The organism is Nonomuraea jiangxiensis, from assembly GCF_900099965.1.
Taxonomy (GTDB): domain Bacteria; phylum Actinomycetota; class Actinomycetes; order Streptosporangiales; family Streptosporangiaceae; genus Nonomuraea; species Nonomuraea jiangxiensis.
In genome coordinates this window covers 709,228-728,464 of sequence record NZ_FNDJ01000001.1, presented here as the reverse complement: position 1 = coordinate 728,464, position 19,237 = coordinate 709,228, and the positions used below count along the sequence as shown (strand labels likewise).

Sequence of the window (19,237 nt, the reverse complement as noted above, 5' to 3'; positions counted from 1 at the left end):
ATGGAGTTCCTGGTACGCACCGAGAACCTGATGCCGGCCGACGTGCCGGACCATACCCGTGAACACCTGCGCAAGGCCGAACGAGAGCGCGCCATGCAGTTGCGGGAGGCGGGGATACTCAAACGGCTGTGGCGGGTCCCCGGGCGCAACGCCACCATCGGCCTCTACGAGGCTGCGGACCCCACCGTGCTGCACGAGGCGCTGACCTCGCTGCCGATGTGGAAATGGATGGACGTGTCCGTCGAGGCACTGGCCACCCACCCCCAGGAGCAGACCGGTTCGTGACGCCTGGTCGAAAGGTACGTTTTCACGCCTTCTCGTCGGTAAGTACAACGACCTGTGGGGGGATACGACCAGGAAGGCAAGGACATGAGCACCAACGACAAGATCCGCAACAAGGCCCAGGAGCTCAAGGGGCGGGCCAAGGAGAACGTCGGCAACGCCACCGACGACGAGGACCTGCGGGCCGAGGGGCGCGCCGACCAGGCCGCGGGTGGCCTGAAGCAGGCCGGCGAGAAGGTCAAGGACGCCGGGAAGAAGGTCAAGGACGCCTTCAAGAAGTGAAAGCCCGCTCCGGCCACGGAGCACCACGCGCTGAGCGGGGCTCTCCGGCCCCGCTCAACGCGGCATACCCGGGCGGGCGCGCGTCGTCTGGCGATCTAGGATCGTCCTCGTGGCGATCAGGAACGCGTACTGCTCCTTCTGCGGCACGGCCTTCCCGCCGGGCCTGTCCTGGCCGCGTACGTGCGGCGCGTGCGGCCACACCAGTTACCTCAACCCCCTGCCGGTCGCGGTCATGGTGCTGCCCGTGGACCACGGCGTGCTGGTGGTCCGCCGGGACGTCGAGCCGCACCGTGGCAAGCTGGCCCTGCCCGGCGGCTACATCGACCTGGGCGAATCCTGGCAGCGGGCCGCCGTCAGGGAGCTGCGCGAGGAGACCGGGGTGGCCGTCGACGCGGACGCGGTGCGGCTGCTCGACGTGATCAGCGCCCCCGACGGGACCGTACTGATCTTCGCCCTCGGCCCGCGGATCGGCGCGGCCGACCTCCCGCCCATGCGGGCCACGGCCGAGACGTCGGAATGGCTGCTCATCCACGCCCCCACGGACCTGGCCTTCCCCCTCCACTCCCAGGTCGTCGCCGCGTACTTCGGCCGTTCAGACGGTGCCGGCGCGTGAGGATCCGGCCCGTCGATGCCCTCAGAGGTCTCCTCTCCCGGTGAGAGCATCGCGGATGCCTCCAGCCGCCCACCATGCGTTCGAGCTTGGCGAAGGTCTGCTCCACCTCGCGGTGATCGGCGGTCAGGACCGTGATCACGTCCTGCTGCGTGTCCACGACGAGCTTCCGTCCGGTCCCCGCCGCCTTCCGGCGCCGAGGCCCTGTCGCTGTGATGGCCCGCCGGGCCTTGTCGCTGTGATGAGCCCGCCGGCGCGACACCCCTGGTGAACTCGGCGACGCCGGCGGGCCTTGCTGTCCCGTGCCCGGTGACAGCGGCCGAAACCCGCCGTGCCTCGTGGGCTGGTGACGCGGGTGCCTAATCGGCGGGTGGGCGGGCAGGGCGTCGCTTATGGTTTCGCTTCCAGGGGTGCCCGAGTCGTACTGGGTCGAGTCGACGGCCACGACGTCGTTCCCGGCGCTCGCGCAGGACGTCACCGCCGATGTCGCCGTCGTCGGAGGCGGGATCGCCGGGCTGTGCGCGGCGTGGGAGTTGTCGCGGGCGGGCCGCTCGGTCGTGGTGCTGGAGGCGGACCGCGTCGCCGCCGCCGTCACCGGCTACACCACCGCCAAGCTGTCCGCCCAGCACACCCTCATCTACGCCCAGCTCCGTAGATCGCACGGGGAGCGGGCCGCCAGGCTGTACGCGGAGTCGCAGCAGGACGCGATCGAGCACGTGTTCGCGACCGTGGCCGATCTCGGCATCGACTGCGACCTGGAACGCCTGCCCGCCTACACCTATGTCGAGTCCGCCGAGCGGGCCGAGGAGATCACCGCCGAGGTGGACGCGGCCCGGCAGGCCGGCCTGTCCGCCTCCCTGGTGACCGAGACGGGCCTGCCGTTCGACGTCGCGGCCGCCATCCGGGTGGAGGACCAGGCCCAGTTCCATCCCCGTAAATTCCTGCTCGCCCTGGTGCGGCGGATGACCGAGGACGGCACCCGGATCTACGAGCGTACCCGGGTGATGGGGCTGGACGAGGGCCGGCCGTGCCGGCTGGCGTGCGAGAACGGCACCACGGTCACCGCCACCGACGTCGTGGTGGCCACCCACTACCCGGTGTTCGATCGGGCGCTGCTGTTCTCCCGTCTGAAGCCGCGGCGTGAGCTCGTGGTCGCGGCGCCCGTTCCGCCAGAACAAGATCCAGGCGGTATGTACATCACCCCGGAGCACCACACCAGGTCCGTCCGCACCACTCCCTATCGGGACGGGCAGCGCCTGCTCATCATCACCGGGGAGAGCGCCGAGCCCGGCTCCGGTGACGCCGGCGAACGTTTCCAGCGGCTCGCGGACTGGACCCGCGAGCACTTCGCAGGCACGCGGATCAGCCACCGATGGGCGGCGCAGGACAACTCCACCACCGACCACCTGCCGTACGTGGGGCTCTTCCACCCGGCGGCCGAGCACGTCCACGTCGCCGCGGGGTTCGGCGGCTGGGGCATGAGCAACGGCGTCATGTCCGGCAAGCTCCTGTCCGCTCTCATCACCGGCCACGACCTGCCGTGGGCCGAGCTGTACGATCCCCGGCGGCTGCACCCCCTGCGCGAGGCGGGTCCCATCGTCAAGCTCCAGGCCAAGGTCGCACGCCACTTCGTCGGAGATCGCCTGCGCTCCTCCCACGTCGATTCCGTCGACGACATCGATCCGGGGGCAGGAGCCGTCGTACGCGTCGGCGGGCACCGTTGCGCCGTCTACCGCGACCCGGACGGCGTCGTTCACGCGGTCTCCGCCATCTGCACCCACCTGGGCTGCGTCGTGGCCTTCAACCAGGCCGAACGGACCTGGGAATGCCCCTGTCACGGCTCGCGCTTCGGAACCGACGGAGCCGTCCTGCACGGTCCGGCCACCCGCCCCCTGGAACCGGTCGACCTGGACAACCCCTGACGCCCAGGGGGCCGGTACGAGCGCCCGTCAGTGGAACTGCGGCACGATCAGGTAGATGCCGTAACCCACCACCGCCGCGCAGGCGGCGAAGCAGACCACGGCCGCGGCCAGCGCGCCGGAGCCGCCGCCGCTGTCGTGTTCCCGTACGGTCTGGCGGGCCGAGAGCGCCATCACGCCGAGCGAGAAGACGACCACGACCACGACGCTGACCGCCAGGCTGACCATGAAGACCTGGCCCAGCGCGGTCCACTTGATGTCCATCACGTCCTCCTCGGTCAGGCGGCTGCCTGCTGCGGCACGGGGGGCACGTCGTTGACGTTGCCCGCGTGCACGGGGTTGCGCCGGCTGGCGGCGTACAGTCCGGCCGCGGCGGCGATCGTCACCAGGGCGGCGATGGTGACGCCGAGCGTGCCGGTGGTGGCCACGGCGGCGGCGACGGCGCCGACCGCGGCGGCGGCGGGCAGCGTCAGCAGCCAGGCCAGCGCCATCCGGCCCGCCACCGACCAGCGCACCCGCGCCAGCCGCCGGCCCAGTCCGGTGCCGAGGATCGCGCCGGAGACCACCTGCGTGGTGGACAGCGCGAAGCCCAGGTGGGAGGAGGCCAGGATGACGGTGGTCGCGCTCGCCTCCGCGGCGAAGCCCTGGGGTGACTCGATCTCGGTGATGCCCTTGCCCATGGTGCGGATGATCCGCCAGCCGCCCAGGTAGGTGCCCAGCGCGATGGCCAGCCCCGCGATGGTGATCACCCAGAACGGCGGGGCGGAGCCGGAGGCCAGCGCACCGGTGGAGATCAGGGTGAGCGTGATCACGCCCATGGTCTTCTGCGCGTCGTTGGTGCCGTGCGCCAGCGACACCAGTGACGCCGAGGCGACCTGCCCGAGGCGGAAGGTCCTGGTCACGGACTCGTGCCGGGCCCTGGCGGTCATCGTGTAGGCGAGGAAGGTGGCGGTCATCGCGACGAACCCCGCGATCAGCGGCGAGGCCACCGCCGGGATGAGGATCTTCTCCAGGACCGTGCCGAAGTGCACGCCCTGCATGCCCGCGCCGACCCACACCGCGCCGATCAGCCCGCCGAACAGCGCGTGCGAGGAGCTGGACGGCAGGCCCAGCAGCCAGGTGAGCAGATTCCACAAGATCGCGCCGACCAGCCCGGCGAACACCATCGGCGGTGTCACCAGCCGGTCGTCCACGATTCCGCCCGAGATCGTCTTGGCCACCTCCACCGACAGGAAGGCGCCGACGAGGTTGAGTACGGCCGAGATCGCCACCGCCACCTTGGGCCGGAGCGCGCCGGTGGCGATCGAGGTGGCCATCGCGTTGGCCGTGTCATGGAAGCCGTTGGTGAAGTCGAAGGCGAGCGCCGTGATGATCACCACGACGACCAGGAACGTGATGTGCTCCATGCCCGTTGTCCCATCCAGTTGCCTGTCACCAGGACGCTAGGCGCACACGATGAACCGGCCACGAACTCCCAGCGGGCACTGCACAACAAAGCCACCCAAATCTGTCCGCGCGCGCCGCGACGCCTCCGACAGAGTCTATCCGCGCAGGTCAGGCGGCCCGTCCAGGCATACCAGAGATCAGCGAGCGCCGGCGGGCACTCACCCTCCGGCCACCGCTCCCGACCAACTTCCCGGCATGACCACCGCTCAGTTACGCGCCAGATTCCTGATGGAGGACCTGTTCGCCGCGTGCGAGGCGCGGCTGGTCCACTCGCACGAGGACCGGATCGTGGTGGGCGGCGTGCTCGGCCCCGCCGGCCTGCCCAACCCGCCGCAACTGCGTGCCGGCTTCTTCCTGGAACGCCGCGAACTGGGCGTGGTCAACGTCGGCACCGCCGCCGGCACGGTGCGCGTCGAGGGCCGGACGTACCGGCTCCAGCCCAGGGAGTGGCTGTACGTGGGCCGCGGCGTGGCGGACGTGTGGTTCGAGGAGGGCGCCTTCTACCTGGTCTCCACCACCGCGCACGCCGCCAAGCCGACCACGCACGCCACGCCGGCGGACGCCGAGCCGGTGCGACTGGGCGGCAGGGAGGGCTCCAACGAGCGGACGATCTACAAGTACGTCCACGCCAACGGCGTCCAGAGCTGCCGGCTCGTCCTGGGCGTGACCGTGCTGGAGCCGGGCAGCATGTGGAACACCATGCCCTGCCACACCAGGTTCCACATGCCGCCGTTGTACTCGAAGGTCTTGATGAACAGCAGGGCCAGGAAGAACGTCACCGTGTACGGCCCGCTGAACGGGTCGCCGTGCCCCTCGGGAAGCCGGTCCCACATGGTCCAAAGGCTGGAGACACCGCCCAGGTGCGCCAGGAACGCGAAGAACATCGCGATGCCGGCCACACCCTGGATGATGAACTGCCCGAAGTCGGTGAGCACGTCGGCCCAGAGGCCGCCCGCGGTGATGTAGACCAGCGTCACCGCGCCGGTGATCGCGATGCCCCAGACGATCGGCAGGCCGGTGAACCCGCGCAGGAGCACCGCGATCGCGACCCACTTGGCCGCGATGTCGACCACTTTCAGCAGCGCCCCGCTGTAGGCGAGCGCCTGCTGGGTGGGCACGTTGTAGCGCCGGGCGAGGTATTCCAGCGGGGAGACCACGCCGTGCTTGGAGCGAAGCCGGTTCCACCGGGGGCGAACAGGAACGCGCCGACCCCGACGCCGAGGCCGATGGCCGGACGCGGCTGTCGCGCACACGAAGGGTGACGAAGCGATCCCGGCAATGCACCCGCAATCACACGAAATATCCCGCCTATGGCCGATTTATCGCTAGAAAGGAGCTGCGGAAGATTTCACCCAGCGTAAGATCATTTTTCGCACCACCTTTGTCCCCTGGAGGCCACCATGACCGAGGCCAGTCCTCACCCGCGGATCGACACGTCCGTCCCGCACTCGGCGCGGGTCTACGACTACTGGCTGGGTGGCAAGGACAACTTCGCCGCCGACCGGGCGGTGGCGGAGGCCACGGCCAAGGCCTCCCCCGGGGTCGTCCAGGGCGCGCGCGACAACCGCGCCTTCCTCGGCCGCGCCGTACGCCACCTCGCCGCCCAGGGGGTCACCCAGTTCCTGGACATCGGGACCGGCATCCCGACGCAGGGCAACACCCACGAGGTGGCCCAGGCCGCGCACCCGGCCGCGCGGGTGGTGTACGTCGACAACGATCCCATCGTGATGATCCACGCCCGGGCGCTGCTCAGGGGCACCCCCGAGGGGCGGACCGCGTACATCGAGGCCGACCTGCGCGAGCCCGACACCATCCTCAAGCACCCGGACCTGCTCGGGACCATCGACCTGAGCAGGCCCGTCGGGCTCGTCATCGTGGGCACGCTGATGTTCGTCAAGGACGACGAGGACCCGTTCGGCCTGGTCGCCCGCTACAGCGAGGCCCTGGTCCCCGGCAGCTACCTGGCCATCTCGCACGTCACCGCCGACTTCGCGCCGAAGCTGGTGGGGGCGAGCGCGGACGCCTACAACAGCGCGGCGCTCGCCTTCACCCCGCGCACCGGCGACCAGATCCGCCGCTTCTTCGCGGGCTACGAGCTGGAGGAGCCCGGTCTCGTCCCGGTCTTCGACTGGCGCCCCGACGCCCCCGTCAACCGTGCCCGCCACGAAGCGGGCGCGTACGGCGCGGTGGGCCGCAAGCTCTGAGACCCGCGCTCACCCCGTGCCCTCCCTGGCGGGCCACCAGCCTCCGACGACCTCGATGCCCTCACTGTCGAGGGCGTCGTGCCAGACAGGGTCACGCAGCAGCCGCGTCTCCCAGGTCCGTACGATGCCGTCCGGCCCCGTGATCGCGTCCTCCCTGGACGGGTGCAGGAACACCTCGCTGGTGCCCTCGGGGAGGGCGGCGAGCCGGCGGAGATAGTCGTCCCGCAGCCGCTCGTAGCCGCCGAGCTCGGACGCGGTGCGCCGGTTGGTCGCGATCGTCCGCGGGATGGACACGCCCAGCGCGTCGGCGAAGGCCACGGCCTTCTCGTGCGCCGCCGCGAGCTGCGGCGGGAGCGGGCCGCCGAAGTACGGCTCCGGGTCGCGGGGCAGCCGGAAGGCCAGGCCGTGCCGCGCGCACCATTCGAGCGTCTCGGCCAGCCACGACCTGCCGTGCAGGCCGTAGAGGGTGCCGGCGTGGGAGTCGGCCGCCTCGGGGGCGGCGCCCCGGTCGCGCATCCAGGACAGTTGCGCCTCCGCCTCCCCGATGACGTCCTCGGCCTCGCCGCGGGCTCCGAGGGCCAGCGGATCGTCACTGAGCGTCCCGTCCGGATCGACGAGGCTGGCCGCGCCGTTGAGCGGCCGCCAGCGCGGCACCCCGCGCTCGCTCGTGAGCGTCACGTGCAGCCGCGGCACGACGCCGAGCTTGCGGACCCGCTGCGCGGCGTGCTCCGCGACCGGCGAGACGCAGATGAGCGTCGTCGCGCTGACGTGCCCCTCGGCGAGCAGGGAGAGGATGACCTCCGTCGACCCGGGCTCCCGGCCGAGATCGTCGGCCGTGATCACGACGCGGCGGGTCATCGGGGACGCTCCACGGCGGACTCGTCCACGGGACCGGGAGGCGGCGGCTCGGCCGGTTCGGCGGCCTCGGGCGGAGTCTCGATCGGGATCGAGACGAACCGCGCCGCGACCGCGCCGATCGCCGTCAGCACGAACGGGTACACGCACAGGTAGATCCGGAACGCGAGCCCGGGGTCGCCGCCGGGGTCGTCGCCCGAGTTGTAGCCGAAGAACACCCCCAGCGAGGTGAGCGCGAGTCCGGTCACGACCCCGTTGAGCCGGCCGAAGAACCCGAACGCGGACAGGAACAGCCCTTCCCGGTGCTCCCCGTTGCGGGCGGCGTCGGCGTCCAGCACCCGCGCGACGATGAGGTCGTTCGTCGCGAGCATGCCCGACCACCCGGCGCCCACGAGCACTCCCGCGGCGATCGCGGTCACGAGGTCGGTGGCGAAGAACAGGGCGGCGAAGCCGACCGCGAGCACCACGAAGGCCAGCCGCCAGGTCCACAGCGCGCCGCGGCGGGCGACGACCCGCGTCCAGACCAGGAGACCGGCCGCCGTGACGAGGATGACGATGCCCTGGAGGTAGAGCGCGTTGCCGACCGGGAGCCCGAGCGAGTAGCGGACGTACAGCTGGATGCCCGCGAGCACGAGCGCCATGGCTATCCCGTAACAGGCGCCGGTGAGCCCGACCGACCAGAACATCGGGTTGCGCACGATCGACCAGACGCTCCGCAGCAGCAGCGGCCGCTCGCGGGTGGAGTAGCGGGGCCGCTCCCGCGCGCCGAGCGCCATGAACGCGATCACGACGAACGCGATCACGCCGTAGATGATCGCGGTGGTCTGGAAGCCCTGGGTGGACTCCTCGGTGCCGAACACCTGCGTCGTGAGCAGCGGGGTGATCGCGAGGGAGATCACCAGCGCCACCAGCTGGAAGCCCTGGCGCAGGCTGTTGGCCACGGCGCGGTCGCGCTCGCGAGGGTAGAGCTCGGGGAGCAGCGCGCCGTAGTTCGCGTTGAGCATCGAGTCGAAGGCCTCGCACAGGATCGCGAACACCGCGAACCAGAGCACCAGCCCGAGGCCCCGCAGCGAGCTCGGCGCGGAGAAGAACGCGATCATGCAGGCGGCGAGCATCGGCGCGCCGACGAGCAGCCACGGCCGGCGCCGGCCGAACCGGCTGCGGGTGCGGTCGGAGAGGTGGCCGAGCAGCGGGTTGTCCAGTGCGTCGATGACCGCGTAGATCACCATGACCACGCCGTAGGCGCGTACGTCGAGTCCCAGGATGTCGACGTAGTAGAGGATCATCGATCCCTTGATCATGTTGATCGGGATGGAAGTGCCTAACATCCCGATGGCGTAGCGCCACGCGGGAGTCCGCCCGGGAGCGGCGGCCGTAGCGGGCTGGGACACGCGATCACCTTCCTTGCTGATGCGACGCTGTGCGCGGCGTCACCCTCGCACCCACAGAAGAACAGTGGGTGAAGCGAGTCGTGCCGCGCCAGACGTCGGCCGGCGTCCGGTCCCAGTGTCGTTGATCGCTAGCGCTCCTGCCGGCCGTCCGCCAGGGCGAGCAGCTCGGTCAGCGGCACGTCCGCGTCGGTGAGCCGGGCGGGGTCGATCCGGCGGCCGGAGGTCACGATGGCGTCGATCGGGTCGGTGACGTCCCAGACGTTGACGTTCATGCCCGCGAGCACCCGGCCGTCGGCCAGCCAGAAGGCGATGAACTCGCGGGTGTCGGTACGGCCCCGGAAGACGACCTGGTCGTAGCCGCCGGGTTCGACGTAGCCGGTGTATTCCATGCCCAGGTCGTACTGGTCGGTATAGAAGTACGGCATGCGGTCGTAGGAGACGTCCTGGCCGAGCATCGCCCTGGCCGCGGCGGGCGGCTGGTGCAGGGCGTTGGCCCAGTGCTCGACGCGGATGTGCTTGCCGAGCCGGGGGTGGAAGGCGTTGGCCACGTCACCGGCGGCGTAGATGTCGGGGTGGGACGAGCGCAGCCCCGCGTCGACGCGGACGCCGTTGGCGACGTCGAGGCCGGCCGCCGCGGCGAGGCCGGTGTTGGGGGTGATGCCGACCCCGACGATGACCGCGTCGGCCTCGACGCGGCTGCCGTCGGCCAGCAACACACCGCCGGCCCGGCCACCGTAGCCGGTGATCTCGGCGACCTGTACGCCGGAGCGCAGGTCGACGCCGTGATCGGTGTGCAGGTTGGCGAAGATCTGGGCGACCTCGCGGCCCAGCACGCCCAGCAGCGGCAGGGGCGCCGACTCCAGCAGCGTCACCTCGGCGCCCGCCGCGCGGGCGGCGGCGGCCGTTTCCAGGCCGATCCACCCGCCCCCGATCACCGCGACGCGGGTCGCGGACTCCAAAGTGTGCTTGATGCGGTCGCTGTCGGGAATCCTGCGCAGGTAGTGCACGCCGTCGAGATCGGCTCCCGGCACCGGGAGGGGACGCGGCGAGGAGCCGGTGGTCAGCAGCAGCTTGGCGTAACCCAGCCGGCCGCCGTCGGCGAGCAGCACCTCGTGGCCCGCCGGGTCGACGCCGGTGACCGTGACGCCGAGGCGCAGGTCGACGTCGTGCTCGGCGTACCACTGGGACGGGTGGACGTAGAGCTTGTCACGCTCGTCCTGGCCCATCAGGTAGCCCTTGGACAGCGGTGGCCGCTCGTAGGGGCGCTCGGGCTCGTCCCCGAGCAGCACGACAGGTCCGTCGAAGCCCTCCTCCCGCAGGGCTTCGGCGGCCTTCGCACCGGCCAGGCCGGCTCCGACGATCACGAATGCCGTATTCGCTGCCATGTCCGCTCCTCTGTCGCGTTCGGCCGCGCCCGCCGAGCCGCCGGGCGCGGGTGATGCCGCTCCTCACGACCGGTCCCGACCGGCTCCGCGGCAGGTCACGTCCTCCTCTCCGGAGGAGGTGCCGCCGCGGGTGGTGCGCAGCTCCACGCAGCAGTACCCCGGGCGGGGGGACGGAACCGCCTCGATCCCGGCCGCCTGGAGTCCGGTGAGGAAGCCGTCGAGGAAGGCGTGGCTGATCCCGCACACCAGCTCGGGCGATCGGGCGGCGAGGGGGTGGAAGGGACAGTTGAGCAGCCGCAGCTCGGTGGCGGCCTGGCGCTGCGGCTCGAAGCCGTGCTGCTCCAGCATGGTCCGGCTGAGCGTCAGGGAGCGCTCGGGCCCCAGGCGGCCGGGGCGGGTGCGGGCCCGGAGCTCCGCGCCCAGCTCCTCACCCCGGCCGTGGGCGACTCTCCGCGCCGCCGACCGCGGGTCCTCCCCCGGCTCCGTGGTGACCATGGCGTCGATGAGGATCTCCGCGAGCAGGTCGGGGTGGCGCTCGGGGATGCTGATCCGGACGTCCCGGCCGGCCGGCTCGTAGACCTTCGGCTTGCGGCCCACCCTGCGGACGCCCGCCGGGTTGTCGTAGCGGGCCCGCAGCAGCCCGGCCGCGACGAGCTTGTCGAGGTGGAAGGCGGCCAGCTTCGCCGAGATCCCGGCGTCGCCGGCGACCTCCTCCCGGGTCACCGGCCGCCGGGCCCGCCGGACGAAGCCGTACATCCCGCGGCGCACCTCGTCCCCGAGGACCGCGATCGTCTCGACCCCCGCGGTGGCGGGGGGCCGGGCCGCGGCCGGATCCACATCAGAGGCCATGCCCCTGACGATACCGCCAAATGTGACGGGTGTAATGTCCAGGCGATGGCATGTTCCCCGTGGTTCTTCGACCTACCTTCGAATAACGACAACGTTCACTGGTGAAATTTGGAGTGCAGGAGAAGCTTGACATGACCCAGCCCCCGCACACGCCCCTGCACATGGCCCCCGAGACCCCCGAGCCGCCGAAACCGGCGCACACCGCGCTCCACGTGGTCCGCAGCTCCGGAGAGCCCGATCTGGCCGCCGCTGAGCTTGCCGCCGAGAGCTTCCTGCACGCCCTCGGCATCGAAACCGGCTCCGAGAGCATGCGCGGCACCCCCGGCCGGATGGCGCGCGCCTACGCCGAGCTGTTCAGTCCCCGCCCGTTCGACCTGACCACCTTCCCCAACGACGAGGGGTACGACGAGCTGGTCCTGGCGCGGGACATCCCCCTGCGATCGGTCTGCGAGCACCACCTGCTGCCGTTCGTCGGCAGGGCCCACATCGGCTACCTGCCCGGGAGCCGCATCCTGGGGCTGTCGAAACTCGCCCGCACCCTGGAACACTTCGCCTCCCGTCCCCAGGTGCAGGAGCGCCTCACCAAGCAGGTCGCCGACTGGCTCCAGGCCCAGCTCGACCCCAAGGGCGTCGGCGTCGTGATCCAGGCCGAGCACACCTGCATGACGCTGCGGGGCGCCCAGGCCATCGGCTCCACCACCACGACTTCGACGCTGCTCGGGCTGCTGCGCACCGACGCGCGCTCACGCAGCGAATTCCTCACCTTGACCGGCGCCTCCAGCTGACCATCCCCGTGCGTGCCGGGAGAGGGCTGCGCGCGGACGCGGATCCGGCGGGCTCGTCGCGGCTACCGGGCCCGTCGGCTCGTCGCGGCTACCGGGCCCGTCGGCTCGTCGCGGCTATGGGGCGCGGCGGCGGCGTGCGACGAGCGTCGCGGCACATGCCAGGGAGATCACCAGGGCGGCCGCAGACAGCCCCACCGCCCACGCGACTCCCGTGTCGGACCCGCTCGCGGGCGCGCTGCTCGCGTCCAGGGCGACCTCGCCGGTGCCCGTGGACGGCTGCGCCGCCGGGTTTCCTTGGGTGTCGTCGCTGCCCTTGGGCAGGAGCCGGAGCACCGGCGCGGGCCGCTCCGGCTCCTCGGCACCGGCGGCGGCCGGCTCCTGGATCCAGCGCACCACCTCACCGTCGCCGTAGCGCTGGAGCGTCTTGAACACCAGGAGGTCGGTCTCGGGCAGCGGCCCGACGCTCACCGAGAACTCGTCGTACTCGCCCGGCTTGATGGCCGACTCCGGGTCCGCCGCGGTCCAGGTGATCTTGCCGACGACCTCGGTCACCGACGCGCCGTGCGCCTCGACCGGCCGGGCCGGCTTGGTCTTGGTGATCTCGTACCTGTACCGGGGATCGGGCTTCACCGACACCGACGCCAGCGGGAAGTCGGTGGGGAACTGCACCTCGATCCCGGTCGTGCTCGCGTCGTCGCGCTCGTTGGGGACGCGGAACGTCAAGGCGGCATAGCCGCCCTGCGTGGCCGTGCCCGGGCTCACCACCACGTGCGCGAACGCCACCCCCGGCATGACGCCCACCAGGCAGGCCGCCACCACGACGGCCACGAGGCCGCCCACGACGCGGCGTACCGCCCCTCCCCTCGGGACGGCTTGGTCTCTCCGGGCTCCACTGACGGACAGGACTCTCAACGTTCCTCAAACCTTCTGCTCAGCCGAGGCGGGCCAATGTGGTGCTCATCAACGTCTCGATCTTCTGGTCGGTGTCGGCGCGCTGGCCCACCTTCTTGATCTGCGCGTAGCCGACGTAGATGATGGCGTTCGCCTTGTGCACGACGACGGTGACCAGATCGTCGTACGTGTCCGGGTTCATCGTCGGTGGCGACGTGTGCACGAGATGCTGGGCGAAGCCCTTCCATCCGTTCAGCTCGAACGGCCGGCTGCCGACCTTGTAGTCGCCCACGACGGACGGCGGCCCGCCGAGCACGCTGAACGCCTCCGGGCACTTGGCCGACTCCGCCGTGACGGTGCTCATCGTGTTGCCCGCGAGCGCGTCGCTCTCGAAGACCACCGCGCCCTGCGTGACGACCGGCAGCGATGTCGGCCCCACGCGCTGCGGGCCGACGATGAACCGCCCGGTCGGGTTACCGCCCACCGGCTCGACCGCCGGCTGCACGGCGACCTGGACGTCCTCGGAGCGCTGGACGTATGGGCAGGTCGGGATGCTGTTCGGCGGTGTGTAGACGACGTGGGACCCGTGGTCGCCGTCCTCCACCTCGACCGCGCCCTTGCCCAGGTCGGCGGGTTTGACGAGGCCGGACCGGACGGAGCTCACGGTGTAGGGCGGCTTGGCCAGGGGCTGCGGAGCCGCTCCTGAGCAACCCGCCGCCACGCCGACGACGAGCGCGGCGCCGGCGGCCATGGTCACTCGCCACCGGGACGCCCCGCGGTCAGCAGCTCGCATGTATGTCATCAGCCTTTCAGCGTGCCGTGAACGGGACACGGACGGGTGTCTCGTCGAAGTCGGTGACGCGGATGTCCAGCCGCAGCACCCAGTCTCCCGGGTACGGGATGGCCATCGAGTTCGCCACGTAGTGCCCGGGCTCGGCGGCGGCCACCTTGACGGGCAGCGCCGGCACCGTACGGTCCTGGGACTCCAGCGTGCCGGAGACCTCCGGAACGGCGACCAGCGAGCCGTCCCCGCCGTTGACGTAGATGTCGACCAGGTTGCGGCCCGGCCTGGCCGGCTCGATCCGTACCTCGACCGAGCCGCCCCGCAACCCGGGAGGCGCCCCGGCGGTGTTCGCCGCGGCGGCCGGAACGGGGACCGTGCTGTGCACCGGGGGCGCGTAGCTGGCGCGGGCCGGGGCGGTGTTGACCAGGACGGCGGTGATCGACACGACGGCGACGCCGAGTACGGCCTCACCCGCGACCGAGCGGCGCAGCCGGCGCAGGGCGGCGGCCGGGGCGGCGTCGAGGAGTTCGCGGCCGCGCCGCTGGACGAACCGCCGCGCCCCGGCGGCCAGGGCCAGCAGGGCGAGGACGGCGGCGAGCTTGCCGAGCAGCAGGCGCCCGAAGTCGGTCCCGCCGAGCGCGCCCCACGTGCCCACCTGTCGCCAGGCCAGGTAGAGGCCGGTCACCGCGATGACCGCGAAGCAGATCTGCGCAAGCAGCGAGAACCTCGGCAGTACGGGCTCCAGGGAGACGGCGCGGACGGGCTCCCGCCGCCCCGCCGGGAGGACCACGCAGGCCGCGAGCGTGATCAGGCCACCCAGCCACAGGGCCATGGCGAGCAGGTGCAGACTGGTCGCCGGCACCGCCAGCCAGGTCTGGATGCCGGTCTGCGCGTGATCCGCCAACGTCCAGGTCAGCACCAGCGCGGCAGCACCCGCCACCGCAAGCCCTGGCACGACGACCCGGCGACCGATACCGCCCGATCCCGGCGCGGCGGACGCTGGGGGCGCTGGGGGCGCTGCGGGCGCTTTTGCGCGTACGGCGATCCAGAAGGCTGTGCCGAGGGCCAGGATGAGCGCCAGTCGCGCCAGCAGGGCCTGGCCCAGGCGGGTGGTCAGCGTCGCGTTGAGCAGGGCGGGGTCGAACATTCCGGCGAGCGACGTGCCCTCGGCGTACGGCCCCTGCACGAGCAGCACCAGCACCGTGCCCATGGTCAGGACGGCCAGGCCGGACCAGACGATGCGCCGGCCGCGGCGGTCGGCGCGGCCCGCGGGCCAGAGCACGACGACGAACAGCGCGCCGCCGAGCGCGAGGGCCACCCCGAGGAAGGCCAGGGCGCGGCCGACCGCGTCGATGACGGGAACGGCGGGGTCGGCGTCCTGGTCCACGGTGACGGCCAGCGAGCTCGGCCGGCCGACGCTGAAGCTGAACGCCCCCGACACCACGTGCGAGTCCGCGGACGTGACTCGCCAGGCCACCACGTACGTGCCCTCGGCCAGCCCCGCCGGCAGCGCCGCCCGCGCCGTGTTGGCCTTGCCGTCCGCGTGGTCCGGAGCGCCGATCGCCACGTTCTTCCCGGTCACGTCGAGCAGCTGGATCGCCCGCCGCCCGAGGCTCACCGCCTCGTTGAAGCGGAGCCTGACCTCGGCCGGGGGCCGGTCCAGCACCTGGGTGTCGACCGGCGAGCTCTCGGTCAGGTAGGCGTGCGCGTAGGCCGGGCGAATGGCCGCGGCGGAGACGAGGTCCACGACCAGGCCGCCGGCCACGAGGAGCACGATGACCGCCAGCCGCGTGACCAGCCAGGCTCGGCGGCGGCTCGCGAGACGCATGCCGCTCATCATCCGATCTGTTCCGCACGCAGCTCGCCGGCCATGATCCGGCAGCCCATCCAGTGCACCGCTTGCTTCACTTCCTGATCGACCGGGTCTCTCCTTGACCTCGGCGTCCGGCCCGGCCGCCCGGAACGCCTCCTCGGCCGAAAGCCTGTCCAGGCACGGCGTCGTTCCGCGCCCGGACAGGCTTTCCGCTCAACCGGTCACTTGTCGCACGAGTTCCAGCAGATCTTCTTGTCCGGCTTGCCGGCCAGCTTGCCGTCGAAGCGGAGCACGTCCACGCCGCGGTTGTAGTCGGCAACGTAGATCAGCCCGTTGTGCCAGTATGCGGCCGAGGCCGAGCCGGCGGTCACGCCGTCGCCCGCCGGCACCCGGAAGTAGCCGACCTGGGTCGGGTTCCTGGGGTCCGACACGTCGAGGAAGCGGGTGCCCTGCCCGTACCACGCCTGCGCCACGATGTTGCCGTTCACCGTGAACCAGTGCGCGGAGCAGCTGCCGGTGGTGGACGAGCCCTCCTTGCCCCACGGCGACCAGTGGCTGATCAGCTCCAGCCGGAACGGCTTCTCCGGCGTCGAGCGCCAGGCGTCACCGTCGTAGCTCCCCTTCAGCGAGGCGATCTTGAACTCACCGGCCTGGGAGCAGGTCTTGATGTTCTCGTTGGTGATGTAGAGCAGTTCGCCCTTGTCGAAGCCGCCGAGCTTCTCGGTGTTGTGGTAGGCGTTGTGGTCGAAGAAGTCGAAGAACTCGGTGCCCGCCGGGTTGGTGGGGACGACGGTCCCTCCGGCGTACGGCACCGGGTCGAACGCCGTCGCGACCCGCCGGCGCTTCTGCACCGGGTCGTAGTGCCGGCCCTCGGTCCAGTAGCCGCGTACGCCGCCCTCGCCGGAGACCCACGCGACGCCGTTCTTGTCGACGTCGACGCTGTGCACGTAGTCCGTGACCCCGTCGAACCGGCCGAGGTCGAGCGCCCCGTCCCACGTACGCGGGTGCCGGTAGTCGCGGATGTCGGTGACCCGCACCGGCACGCCCTTCCACGACGGGTCCTGGCCCGGCGTGCCCGTGTTGGCCGGGCCGACCGTCCACAGGTATTTGCAGTCGTTGATGCAGGTCGAGGTGTGCCCGGCCGGGATCGACTCGAAGACGACCGTCTCGGGCTTCCACGGGTTCTTGACGTCGACGATGTAGACGCCCGACTGCCCGGTGGAGACGGTGCCGCCGAAGCCGCGCGGGTCCCGGCTGAGGAAGACCAGCTTGCGCTTCTGGTCGACGGTCATGTTCTCGCCTTCCCAGAACCGGTCCTGGGTGTCCCCCGGCCTGCGCAGCTGGGCGGCGGTGATCGTCGAGACCAGAGCAGGGTGCTTGGGGTCCTTCAGCGACCAGACGGCAAGACCGCCGGTGCCGTTGGCGAACATGAAGTCGTAGCCGTACTTCTCGTAATGGATGAAGTTCAGCCCCGAGTAGCCGCTGACCCCCTTGACGTTGTCGAGGAACGTGACGTTCCCCGCGACAGCGTTCGTGGGGATGTTGTGGACGTCGTCGAGGACAGGGCCGCCGTGGGCGGAGTTGCTGGATGGGGACGATTCGTACGGATCATCGGCTAACGCCGGGCTGACGCCGGTCACTTGCAGTGTTGCCGCCGTCGCCAATGCGATCGCGCCCGCCACCAGGGACTTCACTTTCACCGAACACTCCCTAGAGGCCCCGCGGTGAAACTGGACACCGCGCGGCCAAAGATCACAGGTGGCACGATTGTAGGATCAGACGAACCTTCTGTCACGGGTTAAAAACGGACACATCCCATCACTCCTGAATGTTCCGTGCCACTTCTCGCAGCAACGCGTCCGCCCCGACGACGGGCTCGCCGTGTCCGACGCAGGCCACCTGGGCCCCGACCTCCGCGAGCCGGCGGAACGACCTGAGCATCTCCTGGCGGTCCATGTTGAACACCCCCGGCATGACCTGCCCGTTGACGTGTGCCACGGTGTCGCCGGTGAACAGGACGCCCGCCCGTGGCAGGTGGAGGGCGATGCTGCCGTCGGTGTGCCCCGGCGTGGCGATCACCCGTGCGCCGCCGCCGAAGTCGATCACGTCGCCGTCCCGCAGCTCGCGGTCGACCCGGCACGGCGGGGCGGGCGGCAGCAGATGGGCGCCGAGGCCGCGGTGCAGCGCCCGCTCCTCGTCGGTGAAGTTCGGCGGCGGCGCGGACCGCTCGCCCCGGATCACCGGAGCCTCCAGCCGGTGCGCCATCACCGTCACGTCACCCCACAGGGCCACGGACGCGGCGCCGCCGCAGTGGTCCTCGTGGTAGTGGGTGAGCACGACCTGCCGTACGGCGTCCGTACGCAGCCCGAGCCGGCCGATCGCCTCGGCGATCTCCGCGCCGGAGGTGGCGATGCCCGTGTCCACCAGCGTGAGCCCATCCGCGTCGTGCCACAGGTACGCCTGCCCGAACTCCAGCCGCAGCAGGTGCAGTTCGCGTCGGATCTCCACGATGTCCAAGAGCCCGATCCCTTCGCCGACCTGATGACGTCGAGCGACCAGCCAACCCGGCGTCAGCGGGCGCCGTCCAACAAGGCTTGGGCCCGGATTGACAACCAGCCGTTGTCAGCCGAGGCTACCGGGCATGGACGCCGACATCCCGGGCCTGCGGGCCTTCGTCTCGGCGGCCCAGGAGCTGCACTTCGGCAGGGCGGCGGCGCGGCTGTTCCTCACCCAGCAGGCGCTGTCCAAGCGGATCCGCCGGCTGGAGGAGGCGCTGGGCACGCCGCTGTTCGAGCGCACCACCCGGTCGGTCGATCTGACGGCGGCCGGGCGGCGGTTCCTGGCGCCGGCGGTGGAGGCGCTGGCGGCGTTCGACCGGGCCGTGGGGACGGTGCGCCCGCCGGACGAGCCCGTGCGCGTCGACGTCTACGACGAGCGGTTCACGCCGCTGCGCATGGTCCGCGAGGCCAGCGAGCGCGATCCCCGGCTGCGGGTGGAGCTGAGCATGCGGCAGGGCCTGGCGGTCGCGGTGCCCGCGCTGCGCCGGCAGGAGATCGACGCCGCCTTCGGGCGGGTGCACGACCTGCCGGGGCCGTGGCCGGAGGACCTGGCGTACCGGCTGGTGCGCCTTGAGCCGCTGGCGGCGTTCGTACCCGAGGATCATGTCCTGGCGGGGAAGAGCCGGTTGCGCCCCGCCGACCTGCGCGCGGGCGGCATCGCGATGCCCGACCCCGCGGGCGCCGCCGAGTGGCGCGGCTACCTGAGGCGCCTGGCCGACCGGTTGGACGTCCCGCTGAAGTTCAACGCGCCCGCGATCGGGCTGCGGCATCTGGTGGAGCAGTTCCTGGGTGAGAAGGAGGCCGTCGGGCTGGGCGAGATGAGCATCGATCCCGCAGGCAGCGGGCTGCGGCGCATCCCCATCATCGAGCCGGTGCCGCTGATGCCGTGGTCGCTGGTCTGGCACCGCCGCAACCGCCACCCTCTCCTGCGCATCCTGCTCGGCCAGATACGGCCCGCGCACCGCCCCGATCCGGCCGACCGGCACCACTGGATCCCCGAGATCGACCACGCCCGCCTGGGGTGAGCAGCCCGTCGGCGGAGGGCTCCCTATTGGCGGTCTCGGCGGCCGGTCCTGGGAGCTCGGTCACGCTGTCATAGGTGGGGACCGAGCCTGGCCGCCGCCGACGATCTGCGCCACCCGAGCCGAGAGGCGTCCCCGTGGCGGGGTGCGTGTCCCCGACG

19 protein-coding genes and 1 pseudogene are annotated in these 19,237 nt (G+C 71.5%); 8 read left to right on the top strand and 12 right to left on the bottom strand.

Translation table 11 applies throughout. The features are described 5' to 3' along the window. From BLS95_RS03055 to BLS95_RS03040, 4 genes are all read left to right on the top strand, one after another. Positions 1-285 carry a muconolactone Delta-isomerase gene (locus tag BLS95_RS03055; RefSeq protein WP_090928909.1) on the top strand — a complete coding sequence of 95 codons (285 nt, stop codon included), beginning with the start codon at positions 1-3 and terminating at the stop codon, positions 283-285. A gap of 84 nt (positions 286-369) precedes the next feature. Further along, entirely contained in the window at positions 370-564 is a 195-nt protein-coding gene (locus BLS95_RS03050) for a CsbD family protein (protein ID WP_090928906.1), read from the top strand. Positions 565-673: 109 nt separating this feature from the next. Beyond that, a complete protein-coding gene (locus BLS95_RS03045; RefSeq protein ID WP_090928903.1) occupies positions 674-1,177 on the top strand; it encodes an NUDIX domain-containing protein in 504 nt (167 codons plus the stop codon). A gap of 389 nt (positions 1,178-1,566) precedes the next feature. Beyond that, positions 1,567-3,096, top strand: a complete 1,530-nt coding sequence (locus BLS95_RS03040) for an FAD-dependent oxidoreductase (protein ID WP_090928900.1) — start codon at positions 1,567-1,569, stop codon at positions 3,094-3,096. Between the two features lie 27 nt (positions 3,097-3,123). Here BLS95_RS03040 and BLS95_RS03035 read toward each other — a convergent pair whose 3' ends face one another. Together BLS95_RS03035 and BLS95_RS03030 are read right to left on the bottom strand one after the other, a co-directional pair. Beyond that, on the bottom strand, positions 3,124-3,357 hold the full coding sequence (locus tag BLS95_RS03035) for a hypothetical protein (protein ID WP_090928897.1): 234 nt from the start codon (positions 3,355-3,357) through the stop codon (positions 3,124-3,126). A 14-nt stretch (positions 3,358-3,371) separates the two neighbouring features. Continuing rightward, entirely contained in the window at positions 3,372-4,499 is a 1,128-nt protein-coding gene (locus tag BLS95_RS03030) for an inorganic phosphate transporter (protein WP_090928894.1), read from the bottom strand. A 49-nt stretch (positions 4,500-4,548) separates the two neighbouring features. On the opposite strand from BLS95_RS03030, the pseudogene BLS95_RS59710 reads away from it, so the two are divergent. After that, positions 4,549-5,193 (top strand): annotated as a pseudogene (locus tag BLS95_RS59710) (5-deoxy-glucuronate isomerase); the annotation flags it as partial. Here the strand turns inward: BLS95_RS59710 and BLS95_RS55375 are convergent. After that, the gene (locus tag BLS95_RS55375; protein ID WP_281249941.1) at positions 5,151-5,792 is read right to left on the bottom strand and encodes a sodium:solute symporter family transporter; all 642 of its coding nucleotides are present in this window, start codon (positions 5,790-5,792) and stop codon (positions 5,151-5,153) included. The pseudogene BLS95_RS59710 and the gene BLS95_RS55375 overlap by 43 nt on opposite strands. Before the next feature lie 147 nt (positions 5,793-5,939). Between BLS95_RS55375 and BLS95_RS03020 the strand changes: the two genes are divergently transcribed. Next, positions 5,940-6,743, top strand: coding sequence for an SAM-dependent methyltransferase (locus BLS95_RS03020; RefSeq protein ID WP_090928888.1), 804 nt, complete (start codon positions 5,940-5,942; stop codon positions 6,741-6,743). 9 nt (positions 6,744-6,752) lie between these two features. On the opposite strand, the gene BLS95_RS03015 is transcribed toward BLS95_RS03020, so the two are convergent. The 4 genes from BLS95_RS03015 to BLS95_RS03000 all read right to left on the bottom strand — a co-directional run bounded on the left by BLS95_RS03015 (position 6,753) and on the right by BLS95_RS03000 (position 11,223). After that, positions 6,753-7,601 carry a carbohydrate deacetylase gene (locus tag BLS95_RS03015; RefSeq protein ID WP_090928885.1) on the bottom strand — a complete coding sequence of 283 codons (849 nt, stop codon included), beginning with the start codon at positions 7,599-7,601 and terminating at the stop codon, positions 6,753-6,755. Next, a complete protein-coding gene (locus BLS95_RS03010; RefSeq protein ID WP_090928882.1) occupies positions 7,598-8,989 on the bottom strand; it encodes an MFS transporter in 1,392 nt (463 codons plus the stop codon). Before BLS95_RS03010 ends, BLS95_RS03015 begins: the two co-directional genes overlap by 4 nt. 128 nt (positions 8,990-9,117) lie before the next feature. Next, positions 9,118-10,374 (bottom strand): NAD(P)/FAD-dependent oxidoreductase, encoded by a 1,257-nt coding sequence (locus tag BLS95_RS03005; RefSeq protein ID WP_090928880.1) that lies wholly within the window; start codon positions 10,372-10,374, stop codon positions 9,118-9,120. A 63-nt stretch (positions 10,375-10,437) separates the two neighbouring features. Further along, a complete protein-coding gene (locus tag BLS95_RS03000; protein WP_090928877.1) occupies positions 10,438-11,223 on the bottom strand; it encodes a helix-turn-helix transcriptional regulator in 786 nt (261 codons plus the stop codon). A gap of 131 nt (positions 11,224-11,354) precedes the next feature. Between BLS95_RS03000 and folE the strand changes: the two genes are divergently transcribed. Beyond that, on the top strand, positions 11,355-12,008 hold the full coding sequence (gene folE, locus BLS95_RS02995) for a GTP cyclohydrolase I (RefSeq protein ID WP_176992991.1): 654 nt from the start codon (positions 11,355-11,357) through the stop codon (positions 12,006-12,008). 114 nt (positions 12,009-12,122) lie between these two features. Here folE and BLS95_RS02990 read toward each other — a convergent pair whose 3' ends face one another. The 5 genes from BLS95_RS02990 to BLS95_RS02970 all read right to left on the bottom strand — a co-directional run bounded on the left by BLS95_RS02990 (position 12,123) and on the right by BLS95_RS02970 (position 18,004). Then, positions 12,123-12,848 (bottom strand): YcnI family copper-binding membrane protein, encoded by a 726-nt coding sequence (locus BLS95_RS02990; RefSeq protein WP_090928874.1) that lies wholly within the window; start codon positions 12,846-12,848, stop codon positions 12,123-12,125. 91 nt (positions 12,849-12,939) lie between these two features. Continuing rightward, complete coding sequence (locus BLS95_RS02985; RefSeq protein ID WP_143043563.1) at positions 12,940-13,692, bottom strand: hypothetical protein; 753 nt, start codon at positions 13,690-13,692, stop codon at positions 12,940-12,942. A gap of 16 nt (positions 13,693-13,708) precedes the next feature. Further along, entirely contained in the window at positions 13,709-15,511 is a 1,803-nt protein-coding gene (locus BLS95_RS02980; RefSeq protein WP_176992990.1) for a copper resistance CopC/CopD family protein, read from the bottom strand. A 206-nt stretch (positions 15,512-15,717) separates the two neighbouring features. Beyond that, on the bottom strand, positions 15,718-17,196 hold the full coding sequence (locus BLS95_RS02975) for an LVIVD repeat-containing protein (protein ID WP_218135560.1): 1,479 nt from the start codon (positions 17,194-17,196) through the stop codon (positions 15,718-15,720). A gap of 118 nt (positions 17,197-17,314) precedes the next feature. Beyond that, complete coding sequence (locus BLS95_RS02970) at positions 17,315-18,004, bottom strand: MBL fold metallo-hydrolase (RefSeq protein WP_245764797.1); 690 nt, start codon at positions 18,002-18,004, stop codon at positions 17,315-17,317. A gap of 133 nt (positions 18,005-18,137) precedes the next feature. Here BLS95_RS02970 and BLS95_RS02965 point away from each other — a divergent pair, with 133 nt between their 5' ends. Continuing rightward, on the top strand, positions 18,138-19,079 hold the full coding sequence (locus BLS95_RS02965; RefSeq protein ID WP_090928865.1) for a LysR family transcriptional regulator: 942 nt from the start codon (positions 18,138-18,140) through the stop codon (positions 19,077-19,079). The last annotated feature ends 158 nt before the right edge of the window (positions 19,080-19,237 follow it).

Coding starts and splice junctions, on each gene's coding strand:
- BLS95_RS02985 (WP_143043563.1), bottom strand. CDS start 13,692: ATGCGAGCTGCTGACCGCGGGGCGTCCCGGTGGCGAGTGACCATGGCC.
- BLS95_RS03055 (WP_090928909.1), top strand. CDS start 1: ATGGAGTTCCTGGTACGCACCGAGAACCTGATGCCGGCCGACGTGCCG.
- BLS95_RS03035 (WP_090928897.1), bottom strand. CDS start 3,357: ATGGACATCAAGTGGACCGCGCTGGGCCAGGTCTTCATGGTCAGCCTG.
- BLS95_RS03005 (WP_090928880.1), bottom strand. CDS start 10,374: ATGGCAGCGAATACGGCATTCGTGATCGTCGGAGCCGGCCTGGCCGGT.
- BLS95_RS03015 (WP_090928885.1), bottom strand. CDS start 7,601: ATGACCCGCCGCGTCGTGATCACGGCCGACGATCTCGGCCGGGAGCCC.
- BLS95_RS03020 (WP_090928888.1), top strand. CDS start 5,940: ATGACCGAGGCCAGTCCTCACCCGCGGATCGACACGTCCGTCCCGCAC.
- BLS95_RS03050 (WP_090928906.1), top strand. CDS start 370: ATGAGCACCAACGACAAGATCCGCAACAAGGCCCAGGAGCTCAAGGGG.
- BLS95_RS02980 (WP_176992990.1), bottom strand. CDS start 15,511: ATGCGTCTCGCGAGCCGCCGCCGAGCCTGGCTGGTCACGCGGCTGGCG.
- BLS95_RS02965 (WP_090928865.1), top strand. CDS start 18,138: ATGGACGCCGACATCCCGGGCCTGCGGGCCTTCGTCTCGGCGGCCCAG.
- folE (WP_176992991.1), top strand. CDS start 11,355: ATGACCCAGCCCCCGCACACGCCCCTGCACATGGCCCCCGAGACCCCC.
- BLS95_RS03030 (WP_090928894.1), bottom strand. CDS start 4,499: ATGGAGCACATCACGTTCCTGGTCGTCGTGGTGATCATCACGGCGCTC.
- BLS95_RS03000 (WP_090928877.1), bottom strand. CDS start 11,223: ATGGCCTCTGATGTGGATCCGGCCGCGGCCCGGCCCCCCGCCACCGCG.
- BLS95_RS03040 (WP_090928900.1), top strand. CDS start 1,567: ATGGTTTCGCTTCCAGGGGTGCCCGAGTCGTACTGGGTCGAGTCGACG.